This window comes from Nocardia camponoti (assembly GCF_014646135.1).
Lineage (GTDB): Bacteria > Actinomycetota > Actinomycetes > Mycobacteriales > Mycobacteriaceae > Nocardia > Nocardia camponoti.
The window spans coordinates 513,993-533,034 of record NZ_BMMW01000002.1 but is presented as its reverse complement, the minus strand read 5'-3'; the positions used below and the strand labels follow the sequence as shown (position 1 = coordinate 533,034).

General features: G+C 64.7%; 22 protein-coding genes. 8 read left to right on the top strand and 14 right to left on the bottom strand.

Translation table 11 applies throughout. The features are described from left to right. Positions 1–170: 170 nt before the first annotated feature. From IEX78_RS10715 to IEX78_RS10705, 3 genes are all read left to right on the top strand, one after another. On the top strand, positions 171–842 hold the full coding sequence (locus IEX78_RS10715; RefSeq protein WP_188828758.1) for a sensor histidine kinase: 672 nt from the start codon (positions 171–173) through the stop codon (positions 840–842). A gap of 85 nt (positions 843–927) precedes the next feature. Beyond that, the gene (locus tag IEX78_RS10710) at positions 928–1,635 is read left to right on the top strand and encodes a response regulator (RefSeq protein ID WP_229683870.1); all 708 of its coding nucleotides are present in this window, start codon (positions 928–930) and stop codon (positions 1,633–1,635) included. A 157-nt stretch (positions 1,636–1,792) separates the two neighbouring features. After that, positions 1,793–2,809 carry an ATP-grasp domain-containing protein gene (locus IEX78_RS10705; protein WP_229683869.1) on the top strand — a complete coding sequence of 339 codons (1,017 nt, stop codon included), beginning with the start codon at positions 1,793–1,795 and terminating at the stop codon, positions 2,807–2,809. A gap of 175 nt (positions 2,810–2,984) precedes the next feature. Here the strand turns inward: IEX78_RS10705 and IEX78_RS10700 are convergent, their stop codons facing one another. The 6 genes from IEX78_RS10700 to IEX78_RS10675 all read right to left on the bottom strand — a co-directional run bounded on the left by IEX78_RS10700 (position 2,985) and on the right by IEX78_RS10675 (position 8,694). Then, positions 2,985–3,314 carry a helix-turn-helix domain-containing protein gene (locus IEX78_RS10700; protein WP_188828757.1) on the bottom strand — a complete coding sequence of 110 codons (330 nt, stop codon included), beginning with the start codon at positions 3,312–3,314 and terminating at the stop codon, positions 2,985–2,987. Then, positions 3,311–3,679, bottom strand: coding sequence for a type II toxin-antitoxin system RelE/ParE family toxin (locus tag IEX78_RS10695; RefSeq protein WP_188828756.1), 369 nt, complete (start codon positions 3,677–3,679; stop codon positions 3,311–3,313). The genes IEX78_RS10700 and IEX78_RS10695 overlap by 4 nt, the downstream gene beginning before the upstream one ends. 41 nt (positions 3,680–3,720) lie before the next feature. Beyond that, positions 3,721–5,769, bottom strand: a complete 2,049-nt coding sequence (locus IEX78_RS10690; protein ID WP_188828755.1) for a 5-oxoprolinase/urea amidolyase family protein — start codon at positions 5,767–5,769, stop codon at positions 3,721–3,723. Then, a complete protein-coding gene (locus tag IEX78_RS10685; RefSeq protein WP_188828754.1) occupies positions 5,766–6,380 on the bottom strand; it encodes an urea amidolyase associated protein UAAP2 in 615 nt (204 codons plus the stop codon). Before IEX78_RS10685 ends, IEX78_RS10690 begins: the two co-directional genes overlap by 4 nt. Then, on the bottom strand, positions 6,377–7,111 hold the full coding sequence (locus IEX78_RS10680) for a DUF1989 domain-containing protein (protein ID WP_188828753.1): 735 nt from the start codon (positions 7,109–7,111) through the stop codon (positions 6,377–6,379). The genes IEX78_RS10685 and IEX78_RS10680 overlap by 4 nt, the downstream gene beginning before the upstream one ends. Positions 7,112–7,179: 68 nt before the next feature. After that, positions 7,180–8,694 (bottom strand): amino acid permease, encoded by a 1,515-nt coding sequence (locus IEX78_RS10675; RefSeq protein WP_188828752.1) that lies wholly within the window; start codon positions 8,692–8,694, stop codon positions 7,180–7,182. Positions 8,695–8,922: 228 nt separating this feature from the next. Here IEX78_RS10675 and IEX78_RS10670 point away from each other — a divergent pair, with 228 nt between their 5' ends. After that, a complete protein-coding gene (locus IEX78_RS10670) occupies positions 8,923–9,579 on the top strand; it encodes a TetR/AcrR family transcriptional regulator (RefSeq protein ID WP_188828751.1) in 657 nt (218 codons plus the stop codon). 89 nt (positions 9,580–9,668) lie between these two features. Here IEX78_RS10670 and IEX78_RS10665 read toward each other — a convergent pair whose 3' ends face one another. From IEX78_RS10665 to IEX78_RS10640, 6 genes are all read right to left on the bottom strand, one after another. After that, positions 9,669–10,190, bottom strand: a complete 522-nt coding sequence (locus IEX78_RS10665) for a PH domain-containing protein (protein WP_188828750.1) — start codon at positions 10,188–10,190, stop codon at positions 9,669–9,671. Positions 10,191–10,226: 36 nt separating this feature from the next. Further along, positions 10,227–11,021, bottom strand: coding sequence for a family 1 encapsulin nanocompartment shell protein (locus tag IEX78_RS10660; protein ID WP_188828749.1), 795 nt, complete (start codon positions 11,019–11,021; stop codon positions 10,227–10,229). After that, positions 11,018–12,085: a Dyp-type peroxidase gene (locus IEX78_RS10655; protein WP_188828748.1), complete on the bottom strand. Its 1,068-nt coding sequence runs from the start codon at positions 12,083–12,085 to the stop codon at positions 11,018–11,020. Before IEX78_RS10655 ends, IEX78_RS10660 begins: the two co-directional genes overlap by 4 nt. 84 nt (positions 12,086–12,169) lie before the next feature. Next, positions 12,170–12,496: a cupin domain-containing protein gene (locus IEX78_RS10650; RefSeq protein ID WP_188828747.1), complete on the bottom strand. Its 327-nt coding sequence runs from the start codon at positions 12,494–12,496 to the stop codon at positions 12,170–12,172. Between the two features lie 69 nt (positions 12,497–12,565). Further along, complete coding sequence (locus tag IEX78_RS10645; RefSeq protein ID WP_308426530.1) at positions 12,566–13,054, bottom strand: dihydrofolate reductase; 489 nt, start codon at positions 13,052–13,054, stop codon at positions 12,566–12,568. Further along, positions 13,051–13,854 (bottom strand): thymidylate synthase, encoded by an 804-nt coding sequence (locus tag IEX78_RS10640; RefSeq protein WP_188828746.1) that lies wholly within the window; start codon positions 13,852–13,854, stop codon positions 13,051–13,053. Before IEX78_RS10640 ends, IEX78_RS10645 begins: the two co-directional genes overlap by 4 nt. Positions 13,855–13,899: 45 nt before the next feature. Here IEX78_RS10640 and cobF point away from each other — a divergent pair, with 45 nt between their 5' ends. Together cobF and IEX78_RS10630 are read left to right on the top strand one after the other, a co-directional pair. Then, a complete protein-coding gene (cobF, locus tag IEX78_RS10635) occupies positions 13,900–14,646 on the top strand; it encodes a precorrin-6A synthase (deacetylating) (RefSeq protein WP_188828745.1) in 747 nt (248 codons plus the stop codon). 4 nt (positions 14,647–14,650) lie between these two features. Next, positions 14,651–15,520, top strand: a complete 870-nt coding sequence (locus IEX78_RS10630) for an Fpg/Nei family DNA glycosylase (RefSeq protein WP_188828744.1) — start codon at positions 14,651–14,653, stop codon at positions 15,518–15,520. Here the strand turns inward: IEX78_RS10630 and IEX78_RS10625 are convergent. Further along, positions 15,513–16,979, bottom strand: coding sequence for a dihydrolipoyl dehydrogenase family protein (locus IEX78_RS10625; protein ID WP_229683868.1), 1,467 nt, complete (start codon positions 16,977–16,979; stop codon positions 15,513–15,515). The genes IEX78_RS10630 and IEX78_RS10625 overlap by 8 nt on opposite strands. Next, complete coding sequence (locus IEX78_RS10620; protein ID WP_188828743.1) at positions 16,976–17,221, bottom strand: DUF2630 family protein; 246 nt, start codon at positions 17,219–17,221, stop codon at positions 16,976–16,978. The genes IEX78_RS10625 and IEX78_RS10620 overlap by 4 nt, the downstream gene beginning before the upstream one ends. 130 nt (positions 17,222–17,351) lie before the next feature. On the opposite strand from IEX78_RS10620, the gene IEX78_RS10615 reads away from it, so the two are divergent. Further along, a complete protein-coding gene (locus IEX78_RS10615) occupies positions 17,352–18,035 on the top strand; it encodes a pyridoxamine 5'-phosphate oxidase family protein (RefSeq protein ID WP_188828742.1) in 684 nt (227 codons plus the stop codon). Positions 18,036–18,092: 57 nt separating this feature from the next. Then, complete coding sequence (locus IEX78_RS10610; protein WP_229683867.1) at positions 18,093–19,034, top strand: TetR/AcrR family transcriptional regulator; 942 nt, start codon at positions 18,093–18,095, stop codon at positions 19,032–19,034. Positions 19,035–19,042: the final 8 nt, after the last annotated feature.

Below are 19,042 nucleotides of genomic sequence, written 5' to 3'. Positions count from 1 at the left end.
CGGTATGGCAGCGGGCATTGGCCCTCCTCTCGAGTTCTGTGCCGAGCGCATCAGACAGCATGCACCAGCGGCAGGGGTGAGCGCATCGCCGTACGGGGTGAGATGGGCGCCTTCTCGCGTTGACAAGGCCGCATCGGCTGGGGTCTAGTTGACGGATGCACGCAGTCGGGATGTCAGCTTTGCCATGCTCTGGCAACCCCGACGATCGCCGCGCTTCCCCCGCTCGAAAAGACGAGGTCAGCGAAGCTGTGCACGCCGAACGGGCGCGCATGGCCCGCGAAGTGCACGACGTGCTCGCCGGTTCGCTCGGGCTAATCGGGATCCAACTCGAAGTGCTGCGCGCGGTGCTCGCCGACCTTGGCGATGTGGAAAGCGCGTTGAAACTGCTCGATGACCTGCAGCGCACGGCACGCGACGGGCTGCGCGAGACCCATCACGCGGTCAAGGGGTTGCGCGCCGACGCCGGGCCACTTGACGAGGAAATCGCCGCGCTCGTTGAGCGTCATCGTGCTGGGGTGCCGGTCGCGTTCACGGTCGACGGGTCGGTGCGGCCGGTTTCGTCGGAAATCGCTATCGCCCTGGTTCGCGTCGCTGGCGAAGCGCTGGTCAACGCCGCTAAACACGCGCCTGAGCAGCCGATCGACGTCGTGCTCGCCTATGCCGACGGCGACGTCGTGCTCACCGTCACTAACCCGATCGACGCGAGCGTGCCCGGTCAGCAGTACCGCACCAGCGACGGCGGTTATGGCCTGGTCGGCATGCGCGAGCGGCTGGTACCCCTCGGTGGCACGGTCAGCGCTGGGGTGCGCGGACAAGAGTGGGTCGTCACCGCGCGAGCGTAACGAAACGGCTACGGCAACCGACTATGCTGACTGAGCCCTAACCGGAGGAGAGTGTCAGTTGTCGTCAGCCACACTGGCCGCGCCTATGGCCGACCGGCCTGTGCGCGAACTGTTCGGCTCGAAGGGAGGCTACGTGGACGCGGCGATGGATGCCGATAAGCCGTTACGCATCGTTGTCGCCGACGATCAGGCGAGCGTTCGCGAAGGCATCGCACTGATGCTCAACGTGCTTCCTGACATTGACGTAGTCGCTACCGCCGCCGACGGGCAGCAGGCCCTCGACCGAGTGGCGGAGCAGCGCCCCGACGCGATCCTGCTCGATCTTCGGATGCCCGTGCTCGACGGCGTGGAAACCGCCGCCCGGTTGGCTGTTGAGCACCCCGAGGTCGCGGTCGTGATCTTGTCCACCTACGCCGACGACGAGACCGCGCTTTCGGCATTGCGTGCCGGTGCGCGCAGCTTCCTCACCAAGGATGTCGACCGTGCGGGCATCGTGCGCGCCCTGCACTCGGCGGCAAGTGGCATGGCCGTGATCGACGCGCGAGTGCAAGACTCGCTGCTCGCCGCCGCCCGTGGGGTTCCCGAGCCCGCCACGCTGCCCGACGGTCTCACACGCCGTGAAGGCGAGATCCTCGTGCTTGTCGCGCGGGGGATGACGAACGCGGAAATCTGTGAGGAACTGTTCCTCACCGTGAACACGGTCAAGACGCATATCAACCGCATCTTCGCGAAGACATCGTCGCGCGATCGGGTTGCCGCGATCGACTACGCGCGACGCAACGGGCTCGTTTAACCGTCCGGTTTTCGCGGTCAGGGAACCGCGGTTGTTCTCGAAATGTGCAAGTGGGCGAATCGGGTTATGGTCTGCGCACTGGTGCTGGAGAGAAGGGTGCGTCGTCATCGCGCTTCGAGTTTGGTTAAGTAGTGCTGGGGCGGCGTCAGTACAGGTCATGCGGTTGCTACGGGAGAACCCCGATGGGGTCGACGTGGTTGTGTACGCCAGCAATGTCGACCCGGACGCGGTCGCGTTGCGGGCCGCCGACGTCGCTGCCGTTGAGCCCCAACATGTTTCGGATCCCGAGTACGCGCGGTTCGCGCTGGAGTTTTGTCGACGGCATGCGATCGACGTACTCATCGCGCCGCGTCGGTTGACGGCGTTGGCGGGGCGGATTGGCGAATTCGCTGCTGTCGGAACAACATTGACGTGCTCGCCGCTCGCCTCGATCCGCGCGCTGACCAACAAGGCGCGCACCTACGAATTAGCTACTGCCGCGGGTGTTCCCGTTCCACCGTGGCGGGTGGCCAGCGATTCGGTGAGCTTGCGTGCTGCCGTTGCTGAGCTGTCGGCTGATCCCCTGTGCATCAAGCCGAGCGGTGAGTACTCCGCGTTCGGCTTCCGCATCCTCGATGATCGACCGTTGAGCGTGGCCGGATTGCGTTCCGCGCCAAGGCCGGTCGCGAGCGTTGACGCGGTGGCGAACGCGCTCGACCGGGCGGCGGCGGAAGGCGAGAAGGTACCTGAACTGCTTGTGATGCCGTTCCTCGACGAGCCTGAGGTGAGCATCGACTGTTTGTCGACGCGGGCAGGCGACTTGATCGTCGGCATCGCCCGCGCCAAACAGGGCCGCTACCGCATGCTGCTTGACGACCCGACGTTGGTCGACATCGCCGCCCGCCTTGTCGCCCACTTCGAGCTTGCGTACCTGACCAACGTCCAATTGCGTTACTACCGGGGCGAACCGGTGCTGTTGGAAGTGAACGCGCGCCCCTCAGCAGGTTTGTTCCAGACCGCGTACGCGGGGGTAAACCTGCCGTGGGCGGCAGTGCGCATGGCATTGGGAAGCGACGCTGGTTTGGTAGGCAAGCCGAGACTTGGCGTGCGCCTTGCCGTTTCGGAAGCAGTAATGGAAGTGCCACTGGCCGCAGCCCCGGATTGGGCAACGGCAGACACCCTGATCGCGAGCTAGCGGGACTCGCGGCCTTCGTTCACGGCAGCTTCCGTCAGCGCGGTGGCCTCCCAGGATGTTGATGGAGATGGCGGCTGGGGCGACTCCGGGCTAACCCCCCACGTTGACCGATCGATTAGGTCGGACACATCGGTGGTGTCGTAGTAGGCCGCGAGTGCTTCGAGCTCTTCAAGAGTCATGCGACGCGGACGCTCCAGTCTCCTACCCTCGCGACAACGTCGAGGGTGCCGCCAAGGGCGAGGATATATTCGCGAACCGAGTCAATAGACGTGATCTGCCCATGCTCGATTTGCGACACCCGCGCCTGGCTGACACCCATCTGGTCCGCAATCTGCGCTTGAGTCGCACCGCACTGCTTGCGGAGCTCGGCCAGTTGGTAGCCCCGCTGTTCGGCTCGCAGTCGTTCCAAGCTCTCCTCACGTGCGGCTACCCGCTCATCGCTATCCCACTCGGGATCGAGTTCGCGGGCACGGCGCTTGGTCTCTTCCCAGGGCACGCCTTTCATGACTCCTCCTCGGTCTTTCGGTATTCGTGGTACCGCTGCTCTGCCATTGGGATGGCTTCCTTGTACCAGCGGGTCCATTGTCCCGTCTTGTCGCCCGCAACCAGGACGATTGCTTCTCGTGTTGGGTCAAAGACGAACAACATTCGAATCTCTGAACCGGCCGGAGTTCGTGGGCGAAGTTCTTTCAAGTTGTGCAGAGTTCTACTGGACTGAATCCGGTCAACCAGCGGGCGGCCCAGTTCGGGACCACGTAAGGCGAGTTCGTCGAGCGCCTCCTCAATTTTGTCGGCGATCCTCGGCTCCGATTTCACGAGCTCAAGGAACCAGTCGTTGACGGGTTCGAGTAGCACGATGTTCCAGCGCACGACTTCTATTATAACGAATCCTTATACTGATGCACAGATTGCTAATCCGTCAGTTCCCCGCTCGACTTCCATGACAAGCGTTCCTCGGTGAAAGCCTCGGACTGGGTTGCTCGGAAAGTCGCGATGTCGGTGGCGTTCGTTGTCAAGAAGTCGCGGTAGGCGGCGAGGTTGAATTCGCCCGGGGTCGTGTCGATCGAGACCTTTCCCGCCGCGAAGTCGGCACGCAGGTCGAGCAGTTCTTCCGCCGACACCGGGTGCCAGCGGATCCGGTCGAAATAGCGCAGGAGCCAAGGGGTTTCGTCGTCGGTCGCGAAGCGGTCTACGCCCGGGCCCGCCGTGCTTGTTGGGCGGGCGCGGTGGTTCCACACCTGGGTGGTTCTGCCGACGAACTGGTAGCCGCCGGGGCCCTCCATGCCGTAAATGCACAGGTACGCGCCGCCGATGCCGACCGCGTTCTCCGGGGTCCATGTGCGGGCCGGGTTGTACTTCGTCGTCACGAGGCGGTGGCGTGGGTCGGTTGGGGTCGCCACCGGCGCGCCCAAATACACGTCGCCTAGGCCGAGGACCAGGTATTCGGCGTCGAAAACCGTGCGGTACACGTCGTCGACCGAGCCGAGCCCGTTCATGCGACGAATGAACTCGATGTTCCACGGGCACCACGGCGCGTCCGCGCGCACGCCGTGCATGTAGCGGGTGATCGCCTCGCGCGTCGACGGGTCGTCCCACGACAGCGGCAGGTGCACGGTCCTGCTCGGGACAACGAGCTGCGACGAATCAGGAAGCAGCGCTTCAGCTTCCGTGAGCACCGTGAGCAGCGAAGTGATGCCGAGGACCGCAGGATCGACGCGAACCTGAAGCGAGCGAATCCCCGGCGTGAGTTCGATGATCCCGCGCGGGGCGGTCGCGATGAGGTGCTGATGCAACGCGTGTACCCGGGCGCGCAGGCCCAAATCCAAAGTGAGCGCGCCATATTCGATGAGGACGCCGTCGTCGCCTTGCCGCCGGTAGGTCACGCGGGTCTCATCGTCGACCTCGGTGCGCAGCAGGACCCCGTCGTCGCCATCGCGTCCCGCCGACAGCACGCTGCCAAGCGAAGCGCGTCGCTCGCGACCGAGGGCCCGCGCGGGCGCGGCATCGGCCGACCGTACCGCGACGAACCGCAGCTTGTCGCCGGGGGCGAGCTGCCCGAGCTTCCACCGATCCGCAGCGACCACGGTCACCGGACAGACGAATCCGCCAAGGCTCGGCCCGTCCGGTCCGAGGAGGATCGGGGTGTCACCGGTGAAGTCAAGCGCGCCAATCGAATACGCGTTGTCGTGAATGTTCGACGGGTGCAGTCCCGCTTCGCCCCCGTCCGTGCGCGCCCACTCCGGTTTCGGCCCGATCAGCCGGACACCGGTGCGATCGGAATTGAAATGCACCTCATAATCCGTGCCGAGAATCGTGTCAAAGTCATTGCGCGTGAAGAACTCTGGAGCCCCGTGCGGCCCCTCGGTGACGGCAAGTTCCCAGCGCCGCCCGAAGGAAGGGATGCTATCCATTGGCACAGCAGCGGCAACGCGCGCGTTCGGGGCCCCCAGCGTTAGTCGCTGACCAGCCGCAAGCGGCGCACCGGTGTTCCCGCCGAACTTACCCAGCGTGAAAGTGGCTGCGCTGCCAAGAAATTCGTCGACTTCGAGCCCGCCGGAAACCAGAACGTAGGTCCGCATCCCGGGCCCCCGAATCGCCCCAACGGAGAGCTCACCACCAGCGGGGACCTCCACAGTCCGCCACTGCTCGACGGGCACCCCGTCCACCCGGACATCAGCAACAGCACCGGTCACGCAAACCCAGGTAGCCGCCGCGAACCGCAGGGTGGGCCCACTGAGCGTGCACTCCAGCCCGGCCGCCCCTTCGTTGTTACCAAGCACCCGATTCCCCAGCCGAAACGAGAGATCATCCATGGGCCCGGAAGGCGGAACCCCGATGTGCCAGTACCCAATTCGACCGGGCCAGTCCTGAATGGTGGTCTGCATGCCGGGCGCAACGACCTCGACCGTCGTCGCGCGCGTAGTACCCACGGGTTCTGGGGCAGTCAAGGTCGCGCTCATCGCGTCACCACCATGCGCACCGGCGTCGGGTCAAAACCGTTGCACGGGTTGTTGATCTGTGGGCAGTTCGACACCAAAACCAGCGTGTCGACCTCCGCCCGCAAGCTCACTTTCTTGCCCGGGGCGGACAGGCCGTCGACGATGCCCAATGTCCCGTCGGCCTCAACCGGCACGTTCATGAACCAGTTGATGTTCGACACCAAATCCCGCTTCCCCAAACCCCATTCGAGCGCCGCCGTCAGGAAGTTCTCCACGCACGCGTGCTGGTGGACGGTGTGGTGGCCGTAGCGCAGCGTGTTCGACTCCTGCGAACACGCGCCCGCGATGGTGTCGTGGTTGCCAACCTCGTCGGCGACCACCGTCATCAGCGGCGTCCCATTCTCGCTCAGCAGCATACTGCCGGTGGTGAGGAAAATATTGCCCTGAGCGGCGACGGTCGCTTGGGCGCTGTATCGGTCGGTGTGGTCGGCGGCGGAATAGAGGAGGCAGTCGACGGCCTGGTTGCCATGCAGGTCGATGATGTCGAGGATGTCGCCCGCCCGCACAATCGCCGACCACGGCGCGTTCGCGGGGACAACCTCGTCGAGGACGGTGGTCGCGGTGACGTTCATGCGGAAACCTCCGTGTTCTGCGCCGCCGTCCACGCGGCTTCGGTGTTGACAAGGGCACGCTGATATTCGGGATCATCATTGGCGGCAACGAAATCCATGGCGTGCCAAGCCACTACGTCGACCGGCCCGGTTTCCTCACCCCCGAGCGCTCCCGGCGCATTCGCGATCAAGACGGTCAGCGGAAGGTGCAAGTACAACTCGACGTATCCACCAGCGGGCCCATTCCCCGTCGACGTCAACGCCCCATCGGCCTCGACCCGAACCCCGCGAAACAGTGCGACGGTCGGCCCAACATCACGCGGCGCAAGCCCCTGCTTCGCGGCCGCGAGCCGCAACCGCGCCCGCCCAGCCGCCGACGGCCCACACAGCGCGTCGTGGTGTCCCGACGTGTCCGCGACCACCGTCGCCAACACCCGCCCCTGATCCGAAAGCAACGGATGCCCAACTCCGAGATACGCCTGCCACGGCACCTTCACCGTGTCGGCGACATTGAGCCGCTCCCACGGCGCGCCCGTCCGCACGAGCAACAGATGCGCGCACCCGGTGCCGGTTGGGTCGGCGATACGAAGTCGCGTGCCGCGCCCGAGCACAAGATTCGCGTACCCACCTGCGGGAATGCGATCGGCGACGGTGGGCGTGACCCCTTCGGGCACCGACGGCCGTTCGAGAATCGCGGCCGCCGCTTGCGCCCGGGCATGGGCGCGAGCTCCATCAGTGGACTGCGTTGTCATTCGAGGATTTCCTCACTGCGATGGCGTCGAGTTAACGCGAATTGACTTGCTTGACCGGGCCCGGCGACCTACGCCACGGACGACTTGCGGCGTCCCACAAGGGGATAGACGACCGCCCCAACCCCAACGATCACCGCGACCGACAGCGGCCCAGCCCACAACTGCCACCACGAACCACCAGCGGGCGTGTACACCTCAGCGCGCGGCCACGCCAGGTTGATCGCCATCGCGACACCCCACACCACCGCGATCGCGTTGATCGGCAGCCCCCAGCGCCCGAGCGAAAACAGCGTCGAATCGGTGTCGTGCACTGGCGGCATCCCGGTAATTCGACGGACCAGCAGCGGCACCGTGACCAGCAGATACGCAAGGTAAAGGCTCACAATGCACACGCTGGCCAACGTCGCGAAGATCGCCGGGTTGCCCAGGTTGAGCACGAGCAGCCCGATGCCAAGCGCACCAATCACGATCGCGGGCCACACTGGGGTGCCAAAGCGCGGGTGCACGCGCGAAAGGGCTTGGGCGAAGGGCAGCTTCCCGTCGCGCGCCATCGAGAACATCAGCCGCGAACCAGCGGTCTGAATTGCCAAGGTGCACACCATAATCGCGACAGCGACGCAGCCGAGCAGCACCGTTCCCGCCGGACTGATGAGCTTCGACATGATCACGTACGCGAGCCCGCCGCTGGCAAGCTCGCCGTCGTCAAGGCTGGGCGCGGCCATGAGCGCGCCAAGAAGCATCAGCCCGCCGCCAAGCGCGGACACCGCCAACGCGAGCAAAATCGTGCGCGGTGCGACCCGACGCGGGTTCTTCGTTTCCTCGGAAAGCTCACCGGCGGAATCGAATCCAACCATCACATACGCGGCCATCAGTCCGGAAACAAGGAACGCAGCCCAGTACGGCCCAGGCACGGCGGTCGCGGTGTCGAGCACAACGCGCGGACCACGTTCGGCAGTGGTGAAGAACAGCGCGATGATCGCAAGCACGCCGACGATCTCAATGGTCACGCCAATCGAATTGATCTTGGCCATGAGGTCGATGCCGATCACGTTGATCGTCGTTGTGACAACCAGCAGGATGCTGCCGAGCAGCACCGCGTTGGTCGCCCCGTCGCGCGAGGTGAGTGCGGTGTCGGTGCCGATGAACTGGAATCCGCTCCAGATCGACGGCAGCACAACCTGCAACGCGATCGCGGCAGCGGCGGCGGTCACGACCTGCGCGAGCACCATCATCCAGCCCGCGAACCACCCGATCAGCGACCCGGCGAGCCGCGTCGACCACTGGTAGATACAGCCCGAAATCGGGTACCGCGCGGCCAATTCAGCGAAGTTCAGCGCGACGAGGAACTGGCCTGCGAAGACCAGCGGCCACGTCCAGAAGAACGCACCACCGCCGAACGAGTAGCCGAAACCGAAGAACTGGAAGATCGTCGTGAGGATCGAGACGAACGAGAAGCCCGCGGCGAACGACGCGTAGCGCCCGAGCTTGCGATGCAGGACGGGCTCGTAGCCGAAGCCAGCGAGGTCGGCGGAGTCTGACCCGGGGGAGGAAGTTGCGCTCGGTGGCGCGACGGTGGTGGCCATGTCGGTGTCCTTCGGCGGTGCGGCCAATATCTGTCAGTCGATAGTTTTGCGTGGCCGATCGCGCGAACGGTGACGTAGATGTATCTACTCTGCGACGGCCGGTTACTTCTGGATTGCGTCGATTTCTATCAAGTGACAGGAATTAGACCGATCGGCATCGTCGCAGGTGAACACGGCCGCCGACGTGCGTTGTCAACGGAACTGAACGGCAGTGACAGAATTGGGCGCGTGAGCAATCTTGGTCCCGGGCGACCCCGGCTCGAACAACGCAGTCGGCGAGCCGAGACCCCGCGCGCGGAAATCCTCGACGCGGCAGGCGAACTGTTCACCACGAAGGGCTACGCGAACACCTCAACGCGCGCGGTCGCAGATGCGGTCGGCATCCGGCAGGCGTCGCTCTACCACCACTTCAGTTCCAAAGACGACATCCTCGACGCGCTGCTTGCCGAAACCATTGCTGGCCCAGTGGAATTCGCGCAGCGCTTGGCCGACGAGACGGTCGCCGCGGCAGTGCGGCTCTACGCGCTAGCGCTGTTCGACCTAGGCCAATTGCGCACCGCGCGCTGGAACCTGGGCGCGCTGTATTTGCTCCCGGAATTGCGGACGGAACGGTTCGAAGCGTTCCGTCGCCGTCGGGATGAGTTGCGCGAGCACTATGAGCGACTGGCAGGCGAATCCCTCAGTGCCGCATCACTTTCCGACGAAGCTCGCGTGCTGCCTTTCCGCATGGTCGAAACCATGATCGGCATTAGATCGGATGCGGGAACCGCACCGGCCGACCTCGACCAGGTGATCGCCGACGGCATCGCGCGCGTGGTCGGCGAAGCGGGCGACCTCACCGCATTGCGCGCCGAAGCAACTGCCCTGCTCGCTCGCCTGACCTAGCCCGCGCCCGCGCCTTCCGCACCGACGGGGACCTGCGCCACCCGTGCCGATGCGGGGCCAGTTCGAGCGGCGCGAACGGCGACGCCCCCTTACCGCGACGTAGGCGGCGCGATCTGCCAATGCTGGTTCAACGCCCCCGCGATCTGCGGCAACACCGTGATCGGAATCCGCTTGGCCCGCAACAACTCTCGAATCTCAGTGACCTGCTCGCGCTTACGCATGTCGTAAGCACCGGCAACCGGGCGACGCACCGGCGGGATCGATAGCAACACCAGTTCCTCGGTATCGGCGAGGTCGAGCGCCAGCGCCCATCGTGACTGTTCGTCGAGCGCGAACCGGCCAGCGACCACCGAATCCCACGGCACCGTCTTCGACCGGAACGGGGTGCGCGCGTAAATGGCGTGCTCGGTTAGCTCGACAACATCGCGCACAAACAGCGCGGCACCGGCCGCGATCCCGGCGATGGTGCCAACAAGCAGCCCGGTAACGACGCGGTTGAGCCCGAACATCGCGAGGAAAAGGCCGACCATGCCCGCGAGGACACCCAGCCCGACGACAACGTAAAGCAAACTTCGTCGGGTTGGCACAACGCCCGCGCGCACAGTCGACATCTTCGTCACTCCCTCATCCGTGTTTCGCGGTCAAAGCTAGCCGAGGGAGACAGCGGCTTCGGTGGTGTCCATGTAGAACGTGAACGACTCCCAGAAGTACAGCTCGACAGTGTCGGCGGTGTGCGACGAGTAGCCGATCGAGACGTCGCCACCGAGCGCCAGCGTGTAGTCGCCACCGCGAGTGGTGACCGCGAAGCCACCAGTGATGGCGGGCGCCCAGATGATCTTGCCGTCGATGAGCCGCTCGATGTGCGTGCGAATCGGGTAGCCGTGGTCGGACGTCTCGCTGACCTTGGTGTAAAGATCGGCGCTGAGCACGATCGAGTACGGCCCGTTCACGCCTGCGAGGCGCAGTTCGGTGAGCGAGTGCTCGATGGCGTCGGGGATGTCAATCACGTTGTCGGGCAAGGTAATTGCCGGATTGGAGTTGGCTTCGCGGATGCCGACGATGCCCGCGGCCTTGTACCCCTCGAAGATCGCGCGGTCCTCAGCGAACGCGATCTTCTGCGCGGCGGCCTTGAGCGAATCGAAGTTGGGGTCGGGCGCGCCACGGTCGATATCGTTGAGCTCTTCGCGCGACATCGTGAACGGCACGGTGAGTTCGATCACCGGCAATACGATGCGCTGCGTCGCGGCAACACCGTCGCCGGGCGATTCGATGCGGTGAATGCGCCCACGGTTGTAGGCCGAGTAGGTGTCGCCGTGTGGCCCCGAAACGTCGACAACGCGCCGACCAGCGATATTGCGCTTGAAGGTGCGCGCGCCTTCCTCATCGATCTGCGCCCACGCTTCGGACGTGACCGGCGCGAGTTCGCGATAAAGGTTGTTCATGCCTGACTTCCTTTCATGGAGCCGATACCGAGGGAACCTGCTGCGGGCCCAGATCCTTCCGCGGCGGCGTTGGCTCTGATCACTGGCTCGAATGCGGGGATGACGACAGGGTCGCTCTCGTTGGCGACGTCCGCGGGCGCTGCGGGCAGGTTGCCGAAGAACTCGATGGGCGGAACGAAGAACAGCGAACCCGACTGTGCGACGGAGAAGTCGAGGATGCGGTCGTAGGGCGCGTCGGCGGTGCCAAGGAACATGCGCTCAAGCATGCGTTCGATGACCGAAGGCGTATTGCAGTAGGCGATGTAAAAGGTGCCGAAATAGGCCGTTCCCACGGTACCGAACGGCATGTTCGCGCGCACGATCTGACGCTGCACACCGTCGGGATCGTTGATGGTGTTCATGATGATGTGGCTGCTCGGCGGCTTGACGCTGTCGGGAAGCTCGTAGTCGGAGAGCTTCGTGCGCCCGATGACGCGTTCCTGCTCCTCGATGGTGAGCGCTTCCCACTTTTCCAGCGGATGCGTGTACTTCTGCGTGACGACGTAGCTGCCGCCGACGAAATCGGGGTCGAGCTCGGGGCAGATGTAGACCGATTGGACAGCTTCATCGCCAATTGGGTTGGCGGTGCCGTCGACGAAACCGAGTAGGTCGCGTTTGTCGTAGTAGCGGAAGCCCGCGGTTTCCTCGACCACCGTCGCGTACCCGCGCAGCGAGGTCGCGATCATTTTCGCGAGTTCGAAACACGGCCCGTGGTCCTCGCCACGAATGTGGAAAAGCAGGTCGCCAGGCGTGGACGGTGCGGTGTGCTTGGGGCCGTCGTAGGCCGGAAGCTTGTGCAGCTCACGGGGTTTGGTGCCGGTGAAGAGGCGATCCCATGCGTCGGAGCCAATGCCGATGACCAGGTTGAGTTCGGTGTCGGGGTTGCGGAAACCGACCGACTTTTGCAGAGCGGGGTGCTGGGTTAGGAGGTCGCGTACGGCGGCCTCGCCGCCCTCGTCGATAGTGACGACGAGAAAGATCGCGGCCGCGGTGAGCGGTTCGAGGACACGCTGGGGCTCAGCCATGTGATCAAGAATACTGGCCCGTACCGACAGGTTCGCTCAGTGCGCGGGTGTGTCCTTGCCGCGCAACTGATTTGCCGGATTTGTCTAAATTGCGACGGTCAGCAGAAACGCGACGTCGTCAATGGCCTTCACGCTGTGGCGCACGCGCGGCACGACCAATAGGTCGCCTGCTGAGCCCTTCCACTCATCGGTTCCCGCGATCAGGACGAGCGTGCCGGTGAGCACCTGAATCGTGGCGTCGGAATGGCCGTCGTGCTCAGCCAGGCTTTGTCCCTCGGTGAGCGCGACGAGAGTCTGGCGCAGCGCGTGCGTGTGCCCGCCGTACACCGTCGACGAACTGCGTCCGCTCGATGAGCCTGCGGCCAGCTTGAGCTGCTGACGAGCCACCGCGATCAGCGATTTCTTGTCCATACAGGCGAGTATGCACGACGGCACCGGCCGGTCATCGGCATTTCCCGCGACCGATAACCAGTCGTTTCCCTAGTCGCGCGTATAACGGAGAATTCGAAATCGAATGCCGGTTTTCGACGTCTGCCACGGCGTGTCGACGGCGTGCCATTCGGGGCCGATGGCCGGCGCGTAGGCGTCGCCCGCAACGGTGATGTCGACTTCTGTGACGAGCAGCACGGTCGAATACGGCATCGCCTCGGCGTAGATCTGGCCGCCGCCGATGATCCAGGTGTCGTCGGGTGCGCTCAGGTCAAGCGCCTCTTTCACCGACGACGCGCGTTCGGCACCTTCGGCCGACCAGTCGTTCTGCCTGGTCACGACGATATTGCGCCGGTCGGCAAGCGGGCGGAAGCGCACCGGGAGCGAATCCCAGGTACGCCTGCCCATGATCACCGGGTGGCCCGTCGTGACTTCGCGAAACATCGCCATGTCCTCGGGCAGCTGCCAGGGGATACCGCCATCGACGCCGATCACACCGTCACGTGACTGTGCCCAGATCTGTCCGACCAGCCGACTCACACCGCCACCGGGGCCTTAATCGTGGGGTGATGCTGATAGTCGCTGAGTTCGAAGTCTTCGAAGGTGTAGTCGAACAGACTCGTCGCAGGCCGCAGATGCATCGTCGGGAATGGGTAGGGATCGCGCGTGAGTTGCTCGCGCACCTGGTCAACGTGGTTGTCGTAGATGTGAATGTCGCCGCCGGACCAGATGAATTCGCCTGGTTCCAGTTCGGTCTGCTGCGCGACCATCAACGTGAGCAGCGCGTAGCTCGCGATGTTGAACGGGACGCCGAGGAACAGGTCAGCGCTGCGCTGGTAGAGCTGGCACGACAGTTTGCCGTCGGCAACGTAGAACTGGAAAAACGCGTGGCAGGGGGCAAGCGCCATCTTGTCGAGATCGGCCACATTCCACGCCGAAACGATCATGCGACGTGAGTCGGGATCGGTGCGCAGCGTGTGCAAAACCTGGGCGATCTGGTCGATGTGGGTGCCGTCGGGCGTCGGCCACGAACGCCACTGCACGCCGTAAACCGGACCGAGTTCGCCGTTGGCGTCGGCCCACTCATCCCAAATGGAAACCCCGTGCTCACGCAACCACGAGACGTTCGAGTCGCCGCGCAAAAACCACAGCAGTTCGTAGCCGATTGATTTCAAATGGACCCGCTTGGTGGTGATCAACGGGAAGCTTTTCGCCAGGTCATAGCGCAGCTGATGTCCGAAAATGCTGCGGGTTCCGGTGCCGGTCCGATCGGCTTTGGGTGTGCCGTGCTCCAGGACGTGCCGGAGCAGGTCCTCGTACTGGGTATCAGGGGTGGCCACGCCTGGCGATTCTACTTAGGTACGCACCTGGCAAAGTCTGGCAGTATGCGCAAGCTCTATGTGATCGGTATCGGCGCGGGCGACCCCGACCAGGTGACCATGCAGGCGATCAAGGCAATGCGGGCCGCCGACGGGTTCTTCGTGATCGGGAAAGGTGCCGAGAAGCAGGAGCTTGTCGACGTGCGAACCGCGATTCTCACCGAGCATGTCCCCGGCCCGCACCGGCTAATCGAGCTCACCGATCCGCCGCGTGACCGCACCCCAAGCGACTACACCGAAACCGTGCGTGACTGGCATGCGCGCCGCGCTGAGCTGCTCGAATCCGCGTTTGCCGATCTCGACGGCGTCGGCGCGATCCTCGTGTGGGGCGACCCAGCGCTCTATGACAGCACGCTGCGGATGGTCGAAAACGTGCTTGCGCGCGGCAACATCGACTTCGAGTACGAGGTGATTCCCGGCGTGACAAGCGTGTCGTCGCTGGCGGCGCAGCATCGGATGGTCCTGCATCGGATCGGTGAACCCGTCCACGTGACGACCGGGCGCAACCTGCGCGAATCGGGACTGGGACCGGGCTCGACGGTCGTGATGCTCGACGGCGAATGCTCGTTTACTCAGCTCACCGATCCTGACGTGTGGATTTGGTGGGGTGCGTACCTCGGGATGCCCGACGAGGTGTTGATTTCGGGGCCGCTGCGCGAAGTGGAAGCCGAGATCGTCGCGCGACGGGCCCGATTGCGTGCCGCGAAGGGCTGGATCATGGACGTGTATTGCCTGCGTGCGGGGCTAGACTGACCGGGTGCCTGAACTACCCGAGGTCACGGCCCTCGCACAGTTCCTTCGCGACAACGCCGTTGGCGCGGTGATCGGCCGGGTCGACGTGCCCGCGGTGAGCGCGGTGAAAACGTTCACGCCGCCGGTGAGCGCGCTGTCTGGTCGCGATGTCACCGGAGCTGATCGGTGGGGCAAATTCCTTGGCCTCGAAGCCGACGGGCTCTGGCTCATCACACACCTTTCGCGCGGTGGTTGGTTGCGGTGGATCGACGAGCCGAGCCAGATTCCGCCGAAACCGGGCGGGAAAAGTCCGCTCGCGCTTCGCATGCACTTCTTCACGCCCGAAGGCGCGACGCCCGCGATCGACCTCACCGAGGCGGGCACGAAAAAGCGGTTGGCGGTGTACGTGACCGACGACCCGCTGACGGTGCCGGGCATCGCTCGGCTGGGGCCGGACGCGCTCGCGGTCACCGAGGACGAGTTCGCGGCGTTACTGAAAGGAACGTCGCAGCGGGTGAAAACCGCGCTGGTCGACCAGACGGTGATCGCTGGGATTGGCAACGCTTACTCCGACGAGATCCTGCACACCGCCCAGGTTTCGCCGTTCGCGAATACGAAAACCCTTTCGGCAGAGAAGGTTTCGCGACTCTATTCGGCGATGCGCACGGTTTTGCTTGACGCGGTTGATCGGTCGGTTGGGCAGGCGGCGGCACGACTTAAAGGTGAGAAGCATTCGGGCATGCGGGTGCATGCGCAGACCGGGAAGAAGTGCCCGGTGTGCGGGGATGTGGTGCGCGAAGTGTCGTATGCGGAGCGGTCGTTTCAGTACTGCGCGACCTGCCAGACCGGCGGCAAGGTGCTCGCTGACCGTCGAATGTCGCGGCTGCTCAAGTAGTTTCGCTCTTTTCTCTGCGAGCTTCCAAGAGACGAAGCCAGAACTCGCTTACCGTGGGGAACGCCGGGATCGCGTGCCAGAGTGTTTCCAGCGGAACCTGGCCGACGATGGCGATGGTTGCCGCGTGCAGTTGTTCGCCAGTTTCGGGGCCGACGAAAGTTGCGCCGAGCAGGCGGTCGGTTGCGGCGTCGATCACCAGCTTCGCGCGACCGTGAAATCCCTTGCGAGACAGGGCAGATCCCGCAACAGCGATGTCGACTTCGACGGTTTCGACCGCGTGTCCGGCTTCACGTGCCTCATCTTCGGTGAGGCCAACCCAGGCGACTTCCGGGTTTGTGTAAACGACTTGCGGTACGTGTTGATGGTCGGCACTCGCGACGTAGCGCGGGGCGTCGAGTGGGCGGCCTTCGGCTCGTGCGGCGATCACGTCGCCTGCTACGCGCGCCTGATATTTGCCCATATGCGTAAGGGGCGCACGGTTATTCACGTCGCCGACGGCGTAGAGCCAGTCGCCTTCGACGCCCTTGACCGTTAGTTGGTCGTCGACGTCGATGTACTCACCTGGGGTGAGATTGACGGTTTCGAGGCCGAGGGATGTGGTGGCGGGGGAGCGGCCGATCGCTACGACAAGTTCGTCGACTTCTACGGGCTCGCCTTTGCTGAGGGTGAGCGTGACTTTGCCGCCGTGAAGGTCACCAATCCCATTGTCCTGTGGGTTAATTCGGCTGATAGCCGCTGGTTTCGTATGTAAGCGCACGTCTACGCCCGCTTTGCTCAGCCCGTTCAGCACCCATTCCGAAGCGAAGGGTTCGGCGCGGGGGAGTAGGCGTTCGCCGCGCACGATGAGGGTGACGTGCGCGCCCAACTCCGTGAGCCACGTCGCGGCTTCGCACGCGACCACGCCGCCGCCGAGGATCGCCACGCGCGGCGGGACGGTTTTGAGGTTGGTCGCGTCGCGGGAAGTCCACGGTAGAGCTTCGCGTAGGCCGGGGACCGGGGCGTCGAGTGTCGCGGTTGTGCCGGTGGCAATGACAACCGCTTGGCGTGCACGCAGGGTGGTTGTTGTGCCGTCCGGCTGGGTGACGGCGACGGTTCGTTCGCCCGTCAGGCGTGCCGATCCGCGAATCGGCGTGATCCCGGCCGACTCCACCCATTCGACCTGATTCTCGTCGTCGTGGTTGTGGACGAACCTGTCGCGGCGCGCGAGGACGGCCGCGAGGTCCAAGCCGGTGGCGTCGACGCCGGGCATGGCCTTGGCTTCGGCGAGTACCGCGCCTGGACGCAGCAACGCCTTGCTTGGGATGCACGCCCAATAACTGCACTCCCCGCCGAAAAGCTCATGTTCGACGATCGCTGCGGTGCGGCTGCTGCCCGCGATCGCGAACGCGGCGGCGTTTTCGCCCGCGGGACCACCGCCGATCACGATCACGTCGTATTCGGCGTCGACATGCGAGGTCACTGCCAGTAGCTCTCGACCTGACGAGGTGAGTTGGGCAGCGCGTCGTCGACCGGTTCGTCGAACTCGGCGAGGGCGCGACGGTGCCTGAGCAGGTCCCACGCTTGGTCGAGCATCACCTCAAGCTGGGCAAGCTGCTGCCGCTCGGCCACATGGTCGATGTCGCCAGCGACGGCCTTGGCCCGCAGTTCGCGCTCGTCTTCGACAAGCTGTTTGATGCGGGCCAAAATCTCTTGATCACTCATAACTGCCACCACTTCGCACACTCGCAGGGGTAGGGCTGTGGAAACCATGCTACGGATGGGGACCGACAAGTTCGCCCGTCCTTCGTAAAGTTCAGTGGTGCAATCTGATTCGTCGCGCGATGATCTTGGGATGAGCTCTACTGAACCTGTTCCGTTGTCGCCGACGCCGCGCAGCACGCTCACTCGGTCGAAGGAGCGAGGTCGCGTTGAGCGTGCCGAACTCGACGCTGTGCTCGACACCGGACTGATCTGCCACCTTGGGGTGGTACTCGGGGACTCGCCAGTCGTCATTCCGACCGTGTACGGACGCGACGGAAATACCCTCTACCTGCATGGATCGACCGGTGCTGGCAACCTGCGCGCTGCGGTAGACGCCGAAATCTCGGTCGCGGTCACCCACGTTGATGGGCTCGTTTACGCCCGGTCAGCGATGCATTTTTCGATGAATTACCGCAGCGCGGTGGTGCGCGGACGGGCCGCGCTCATCACCGATGAGGATGAGCGGATGCACGCGCTTCGCGTGATCGTCGAGCATTCCGCGCCGGGTGCGTGGGATCGGGTGCGCCCGCCCAACCGCAAGGAAATGGCGGCGACGATGGTGCTCGCGGTCGACCTCACCGAAGCGTCGGTGAAGGTGCGCGCGGGTGGCCCGGTCGACGATCCTGCCGATGTCGCCGCCGGTGTCGCGTGGTCGGGAGTGTTGCCGCTGCGGCAGGTTTTCAACGCGCCGATCCCGTCGCCTGACCTTGGGCCGGACATCGAAACTCCGGCGGATGTGACGGCACGGGTGAGCGGCGGGGTCGTTACGGGCTGATGCGCCTCGGCGTGTTCGGCGTGGCCGACGCCGCGCCGAACACTAGCGTCCACACCCATGCCGGAGGGTACGAAATCGGACGCGAAGAAGTCGGGGGCTGCTGCGCGGACGGGTGTGGGGAAAGCGGATGCTGGCCAGTCCGGGGGCAAGGGGGCGGTTGGCGCGAAGGCGGGAGCTGGGCGGGCTGCGGCCACGAAGTCGGGGGCGGCGAAGTCGGCTGCTGCGGATTCGAGCGCTAAGCAGTCGGGCGCGGCGGCTGGGCAAACGAGCGCCGCGAAGTCGGGTGCGGGGAAGGGCGGCGGTGGGGAAGCGGGCGACTCGAAGTCGGGCGCGCCGGGGGCTGATGGGAAGGCTGGGGCTAAGCGCGGGGTTACTGCTGAGCAGATCGTTGAGGCTGGCCTTGCGCTGATTGATCGTGGTGAGAAGCTGTCGATTCGTGCGGTCGCGGAGAAGTTGGGCATCTCGCCGAGCACCGTGTACGCGCGATTCCCGACGCGCCACCACCTTGAGCAGGCCATCGTCGAGTACGTGCTCAAGCCGGTGCCGCTCGGCCCGCTCACCGACCCGGGCGTTGAATGGACCGCTGCGGTGATCCAGTTCGCGCTGGCACTGCGCGACCAACTGCTAGCTCATCCGCGCGTGATGATGTACATGATCTCGGGCCCATTGCAGGGCCCGGTCGCGACCACGATCAGCGAAGCGATGTTCACCGCCCTCGCACGAGGAGGTTTGCGTCGGCAGGCGCGCGCGCACGGCGTGTACGCGGTGCTGGTGCAGGTGGTTGGCGACGTCCTATTGGAAGCTGGCGAAACCGACGGCGTACCCCCACTCCCACCGGAGTCGGACCTGGTGAAGAAGCGCCGCTCGCGCTTGGCCGGAATTGACCGCAAACGCTATCCGCGCACGGCAGCGCACGTGGACGAGATCGCGGAGTGGGTGTCGGTAGACCAGTTCGTTTGGGCGCTGCGCGCGCTGTTGGTTGGAATGACAGCGGGGTAGGCGGTGGC

What these genes read in the sequence shown, in the direction of transcription:
- IEX78_RS10685 (WP_188828754.1), bottom strand. Translation starts at nt 6,380, where the DNA reads ATGAACGTCACCGCGACCACCGTCCTCGACGAGGTTGTCCCCGCGAAC.
- IEX78_RS10675 (WP_188828752.1), bottom strand. Translation starts at nt 8,694, where the DNA reads ATGGCCACCACCGTCGCGCCACCGAGCGCAACTTCCTCCCCCGGGTCA.
- IEX78_RS10610 (WP_229683867.1), top strand. Translation starts at nt 18,093, where the DNA reads ATGCCGGAGGGTACGAAATCGGACGCGAAGAAGTCGGGGGCTGCTGCG.
- cobF (WP_188828745.1), top strand. Translation starts at nt 13,900, where the DNA reads ATGCGCAAGCTCTATGTGATCGGTATCGGCGCGGGCGACCCCGACCAG.
- IEX78_RS10665 (WP_188828750.1), bottom strand. Translation starts at nt 10,190, where the DNA reads ATGTCGACTGTGCGCGCGGGCGTTGTGCCAACCCGACGAAGTTTGCTT.
- IEX78_RS10705 (WP_229683869.1), top strand. Translation starts at nt 1,793, where the DNA reads ATGCGGTTGCTACGGGAGAACCCCGATGGGGTCGACGTGGTTGTGTAC.
- IEX78_RS10710 (WP_229683870.1), top strand. Translation starts at nt 928, where the DNA reads ATGGCCGACCGGCCTGTGCGCGAACTGTTCGGCTCGAAGGGAGGCTAC.
- IEX78_RS10650 (WP_188828747.1), bottom strand. Translation starts at nt 12,496, where the DNA reads ATGGACAAGAAATCGCTGATCGCGGTGGCTCGTCAGCAGCTCAAGCTG.
- IEX78_RS10690 (WP_188828755.1), bottom strand. Translation starts at nt 5,769, where the DNA reads ATGAGCGCGACCTTGACTGCCCCAGAACCCGTGGGTACTACGCGCGCG.
- IEX78_RS10715 (WP_188828758.1), top strand. Translation starts at nt 171, where the DNA reads ATGTCAGCTTTGCCATGCTCTGGCAACCCCGACGATCGCCGCGCTTCC.
- IEX78_RS10680 (WP_188828753.1), bottom strand. Translation starts at nt 7,111, where the DNA reads ATGACAACGCAGTCCACTGATGGAGCTCGCGCCCATGCCCGGGCGCAA.
- IEX78_RS10620 (WP_188828743.1), bottom strand. Translation starts at nt 17,221, where the DNA reads ATGAGTGATCAAGAGATTTTGGCCCGCATCAAACAGCTTGTCGAAGAC.
- IEX78_RS10615 (WP_188828742.1), top strand. Translation starts at nt 17,352, where the DNA reads ATGAGCTCTACTGAACCTGTTCCGTTGTCGCCGACGCCGCGCAGCACG.
- IEX78_RS10700 (WP_188828757.1), bottom strand. Translation starts at nt 3,314, where the DNA reads ATGAAAGGCGTGCCCTGGGAAGAGACCAAGCGCCGTGCCCGCGAACTC.
- IEX78_RS10655 (WP_188828748.1), bottom strand. Translation starts at nt 12,085, where the DNA reads ATGGCTGAGCCCCAGCGTGTCCTCGAACCGCTCACCGCGGCCGCGATC.
- IEX78_RS10660 (WP_188828749.1), bottom strand. Translation starts at nt 11,021, where the DNA reads ATGAACAACCTTTATCGCGAACTCGCGCCGGTCACGTCCGAAGCGTGG.